4 protein-coding genes are annotated in these 5,570 nt (G+C 66.1%); 3 read left to right on the top strand and 1 reads right to left on the bottom strand.

Annotated features, from left to right (window positions below; translation table 11 throughout):
- Positions 1-110 precede the first annotated feature (110 nt).
- A complete protein-coding gene (locus ACESMN_RS06710) occupies positions 111-644 on the bottom strand; it encodes a metallophosphoesterase family protein (protein ID WP_373052822.1) in 534 nt (177 codons plus the stop codon).
- A 245-nt stretch (positions 645-889) separates the two neighbouring features.
- On the opposite strand from ACESMN_RS06710, the gene ACESMN_RS06705 reads away from it, so the two are divergent.
- The 3 genes from ACESMN_RS06705 to ACESMN_RS06695 are packed head-to-tail and all read left to right on the top strand — an operon-like array spanning position 890 to position 5,483.
- Positions 890-3,751 (top strand): molybdopterin oxidoreductase family protein, encoded by a 2,862-nt coding sequence (locus ACESMN_RS06705; protein WP_373052851.1) that lies wholly within the window; start codon positions 890-892, stop codon positions 3,749-3,751.
- Entirely contained in the window at positions 3,751-4,482 is a 732-nt protein-coding gene (locus tag ACESMN_RS06700) for a 4Fe-4S dicluster domain-containing protein (protein ID WP_373052821.1), read from the top strand. Before ACESMN_RS06705 ends, ACESMN_RS06700 begins: the two co-directional genes overlap by 1 nt.
- A gap of 17 nt (positions 4,483-4,499) precedes the next feature.
- A complete protein-coding gene (locus ACESMN_RS06695) occupies positions 4,500-5,483 on the top strand; it encodes a dimethyl sulfoxide reductase anchor subunit family protein (protein ID WP_373052820.1) in 984 nt (327 codons plus the stop codon).
- Positions 5,484-5,570: the final 87 nt, after the last annotated feature.

Raw genomic sequence — 5,570 nt, 5'->3', positions numbered from 1 at the left:
GGGCGGGGACCGGGTCGGCCCCGGGACGGGGACAGTGCGGAGACCGGAAACCAGCCGATGCACGATCCTTCGGCGCTGCAGGCGCCGCGTGTCGCGGTCCCGGGGCCGCTTCAGACCTCGGTCCGCTCCACCTCCGGCGTCAGCCGGATCTCGAAGTCCATCGTGGCCAGATCCCCCAGCGCCCAGGTGGCCTCGGGCGCCCCGAGGCCTGCCACGGTACCGGGATTCACGACCCAGGCCGACCCATTCTTCACGTGAGGCTGCTGGCGCACCTCGGGCTCGTGACTGTGTCCGCAGCAGACCAGGTCGTACTCCCCGGTGCAGGCCATCGCGTGGGCATAGTGCGGATAGTGGGTCACGAAGATGCGCCGGCCGCCGAGGGTGATGATTCCGTCGTGCCCGTAGTAGGTCAGCAGGCCGTTGGACTGGTGGGCAATGCGCGAGATCGCCACCGGATCACCGAGGTTGTTGCCGTGCACCGCGTGAATCGGCAGCCCGAGCTTCAGCGAGGCCTTCAGGGTGTTTCCGCCGATCAGGTCGCCGCAGTGGATCACCGCCTCGGCACCCTCGGCGGCACCCGCCGCGATGGCCCGCGCCAGCATCGGGCCGCGGTCGTGGCTGTCCGAAACGATGCAGACCTTCATGCCCCGTCCCTCCTTTCGGCGCCGGCCACGGCGCCGCCGGCAGGCAGCCGTCCGGCCTGATGCCGCGGTGACCCGGCGGCGCGTTGCCGCTTGTCTGCGCTGAACTGGGGGGTGGGCTCGGGCATGTCGGAATTCCTTGGCTGCTTATGGATGGATAAAAAGTTTTGCCTTGTAGGACCAGCCCGGTAGCTGCATACTGGCCGGAGTATATCGTAATTTACTTATTAATCAAGGCGGTATTCATGATGACACAGACCCCCTCGCAGGAAGTCAAAAATACCACCTGCTACATGTGTGCGTGCCGCTGCGGCATCCGCGTGCATGTCCGCGACGGCGAGGTGCGGTACATCGACGGCAACCCCGATCACCCGATCAACAAGGGCGTGATCTGCGCCAAGGGCTCCTCGGGGATCATGAAACAGTACTCCCCGGCACGCCTCACCCGGCCGCTGCGCCGCAGGCAGGGTGCCGAGCGCGGCGCCGGTGACTTCGAGGCCATCTCCTGGGAGGAGGCCTTCTCCATGCTGGAGGGACGCCTGGCCCACCTGCGCGAGACCGACCCGAAGAAGTTCGCGCTGTTCACCGGCCGCGACCAGATGCAGGCGCTGACCGGACTGTTCGCCAAGCAGTTCGGGACCCCGAACTACGCGGCCCATGGCGGCTTCTGCTCGGTGAACATGGCCGCGGGGATGATCTACACCATCGGCGGCTCCTTCTGGGAATTCGGCGGCCCGGACCTCGAGCGCTCCAAGCTCTTCGTAATGATCGGCACCGCCGAGGACCACCACTCGAACCCGCTGAAGATCGCGATCTCGAAGTTCAAGCGCGAGGGCGGCCGCTTCATCTCCATCAACCCGGTGCGCACCGGCTACTCTGCGATCGCCGACGAATGGGTGCCGATCCGGCCGGGTACCGACAGCGCCCTGCTGCTGGCCCTGATCCACGAGATCATTGCCAAGGGCCTCTACGACCGCGACTTCCTGGTGCGCTACAGCAACGGCGGCCAGCTGGTGAACGTGGACGAGGCCAATGACGAGTTCGGCATGTTCCTCCGGGACGAGGCCCCGGCGTCCGACGGTTGCTACGATCCCCAGGACAAGCTCTGGTGGGACCGCCGCACCGACCGCGCGGTGCGCACCCACAGCGCCGACGCCGACCCGTACCTGCTCGGAGAATTCCGGCTGGAGGACGGGACCCTGGCGAAACCGGCGTTCCAGCTGCTGAAGGAGCGGGTGGAGGAATACACCCCGGAATGGGCCTCCAGGATCACCGGCATCCCGGTGGAGACCATCCGCCGCCTTGCCCACGAGATGGGCGTGACCGCGCGCGACCAGCGCATCGAGCTGCCGATCGCCTGGACCGACTCCTGGGGCGTGGAGCACGAGAGCGTGACCGGCAACCCGGTCTCCTTCCACGCGATGCGCGGCCTCGCGGCACACTCCAACGGCTTCCACAGCATCCGCGCGCTGGCGATCCTGATGTCGCTGCTCGGCACCATCGACCGCCCGGGCGGCTTCCGCCACAAGGCGCCGTTCCCGCGCCCGATCCCGCCCTGCGCGCGCACGCCGAAGGGCCCCGAGGGCGTCCAGCCCGGCAAGCCGCTGGACGGGATGGTGCTGGGCTGGCCGGCCGAGCCCGACGACCTCTTCGTCGACGATCAGGGCGAGCCGGTGCGCATCGACAAGGCCTTCTCCTGGGAGTATCCGCTGGCGGTGCACGGCATGATGCACAACGTGATCACCAATGCGTGGCGCGGCGATCCCTACCGGATCGACACCCTGCTGATCTTCATGGCCAACATGGCCTGGAACTCGACCATGAACACGGTCGAGGTCCGGAAGATGCTGAACGACAAGGACGAGAACGGCGAATACAGGATCCCCTTCCTGGTGGTCGCCGACGCCTTCCAGTCCGAGATGACGGCCTTCGCGGACCTGGTGCTGCCCGATACCACCTACCTGGAGCGGCACGACGCGATGTCGATGCTCGACCGCCCGATCTCCGAATTCGACGGACCGGCGGACTCGGTGCGCATCCCCGTGGTGCCGCCGAAGGGCGAGTGCAAGCCCTTCCAGGAGGTGCTGATCGAGCTCGGGTCGCGGCTGAAGCTGCCCGCCTTCACGACGCCAGAGGGCAAGCGCAAGTACCGCGACTACCCGGACTTCGTCGTGAACTACGAGACCGAACCGGGTTCCGGCATCGGATTCCTTGCCGGCTGGCGCGGCAAGGGCGGCGAGAAGGCCCTGCGCGGCGAGCCCAACCCCAACCAGTGGGAGATGTACGCGAAGAACAACTGCGTTTACCACCACGAGCTGCCCAAGAGCTACCAGTACATGCGCAACTGGAACAAGGGCTACCTCGAGTGGTCCCAGCGCAACCGCATCACGCGCTACGCGGAGCCGATTCTGATCCACCTCTATTCCGAGGTGTTGATGAAGTTCCGCGCCGCGGCGCAGGGCAAGGGCACGTCACGGCGGCCGCCCGCACACCTCGCCGAGCGCGTCGCGACCTATTTCGACCCGCTGCCCTTCCACTACGACCCGCTGGAATGCCAGGCCACGGACAAGCACACCTATCCGCTCGCCGCGATCACGCAGCGACCGATGGCGATGTACCACTCATGGGACTCCCAGAACGCCTGGCTACGACAGATTCACACGCACAACCTGCTGTTCGTGAACCCCGTCACCGCGAAGAACGCCGGCATCGAGGACGACGACTGGATCTGGGTCGAGAGCCAGTGGGGCAAGGTGCGCTGCATGGCCAAGTACTCCGAGGCCGTGGAACCGGGCACCGTGTGGACCTGGAACGCGATCGGCAAGGCGGCCGGGGCCTGGAACCTGTCCCCGAAGTCGAACGAGGCACGCAAGGGCTTCCTGCTGAACCACCTGATCTCCGAGGAACTGCCGAGCGATCAGGGACGCATCTCGAACTCCGACCCGGTGACCGGCCAGGCGTCCTGGTATGACGTCCGGGTGCGCATCTACAAGGCCGGGGCCGACGAGCCGAAGGTGACGGCGCCGCAGTTCGACACCGTGAAACCCTTCCCGGGCCAGTCGAAGCGGCCCCGGGTCTGGAACTTCTTCGCTGCCAAAGGAGGCAAGTAATGACCCAGCTCGCTTTGGTCATCGACCTGAACGTCTGCGTCGGCTGCCATGCCTGCGTGACCAGCTGCAAGGAGTGGAACACCTCTGGCGAGGCTGGCCCGCTGGTCGACCTGCGTCCCTACGATGCGGATCCCACCGGGACCTTCTTCAACAGGGTTCAGACCTTCGAGGTCGGAGAGTATCCGAACACCGAGACCGTGCACTTCCCGAAGTCCTGCCTGCACTGCGAGGAACCGCCCTGTGTGCCGGTCTGCCCCACCGGCGCCTCGTACAAGCGCGAGGAAGACGGCATCGTGCTGGTGGACTATGACAAGTGCATCGGCTGCAAGTACTGCTCGTGGGCCTGTCCCTACGGCGTGCGCGAGGTCGACGCCCAGCGTCGGGTGATGACGAAGTGCACGCTCTGCGTGGATCGCATCTACGACGAAGCACTCCCGGAGTGGGATCGCAAGCCGGCCTGCGTGCGCGCCTGCCCGACCAACGCACGCCTGTTCGGGGATGTCCACGATCCCGACTCCGAGGTGTCGACGGCCATCCGCGAAAACGGCGGTTACCAGTTGATGCCGGAATGGGGCACCAAGCCGGCCAATCACTACCTGCCGCGGCACAAGACGCGCATTACCGTGCGCGAGGACGAACTCGAGCGCACCGACAACCCGCTGAGGATCGACAGCAAACTGCCCAAGCCGGACCGAGACGAGCCGTCGCTCGACGACGTCACCAGCTGGTAACCAGGGAAGAATTCATCATGCATCCTGCCTTCTCCGTGATCTTCCTCACCACCCTGATCGGCGCCGGTCAGGGACTCTTCATCGCGCTGTTCCTGACGGAGTCCCTGGGGATCCTTGGCATGGCGCCGACACAGAACGGGAACTTCCTTGCGCTCGGCACACTGGCCTCCCTGATCCTGCTCGGACTCGGTCTGATCGCATCCTTCTTCCACCTCGGCCGTCCCGAGCGGGCTTGGCGCACCGCGACCAAGTGGCGCACCTCATGGCTCTCGCGCGAGGTCATCGTGCTGCCGGCCTTCATGGGCGTGGTCTTCCTGTACGGCCTCGCGCACTGGCTGGACTTCAATCCGACGCTGTTCACGCTGCCCGGCGACCGCGCGGTGCTGGTGACAGTGGCCCTCGGCACGGTGGGCACGCTCCTGGCGTTGGCGCTCTTCGTGAGTACCGCGATGATCTATGCGGCCGTGAAATTCCTGCAGGAATGGCACTCGCCGCTGACCGTGGTGAACTACACCTTGCTCGGTGCCGCCTCCGGCTTTACCCTCGCCACCGCCTATGCCGCGTGGTCCGGAGCGCAGCTGCTGCACGTGCTCGCGTCGACCGCGATCGCGCTGACCCTGCTCGGTCTGGTCACGCGGATCGCCTCGCTGATCCGCAACGCGAGGATCAAGCCGAAGTCGACGCTGCAGACCGCGATCGGGATCAAGCACCCCCGCATCGTGCAGAAATCGCAGGGCTTCATGGGCGGGTCCTTCAACACCCGCGAGTTCTTCCACCACAAGTCGGAGGGATTCGTGCGCGCGGTGAAGTGGATCTTCCTGATCGCCGCCTTCGCCATCCCCACGATACTGCTGGCCGTAAGCCTGCTGATGACGGTCGACCCGACCAACGTGCTGATCGCCGCGGCCCTGATCCAGTACCTCGGGCTGGTCGCCGAACGCTGGTTCTTCTTTGCCCAGGCGAATCACCCGCAGAACCTCTACTACCAGTCGGTGGCCTGAGCGGCATTCACCGCCACGCGTGGGAGCGGCTTGCAGCCGCGATCCCCCTGGTCAGGCCCGGCCCGATCGCGGCCAGAGGCCGCTCCT

The organism is Thioalkalivibrio sp., from assembly GCF_041690275.1.
Taxonomy (GTDB): Bacteria; Pseudomonadota; Gammaproteobacteria; order Ectothiorhodospirales; family Ectothiorhodospiraceae; genus Thioalkalivibrio.
This window is presented reverse-complemented; position numbering and strand designations above follow the sequence as displayed.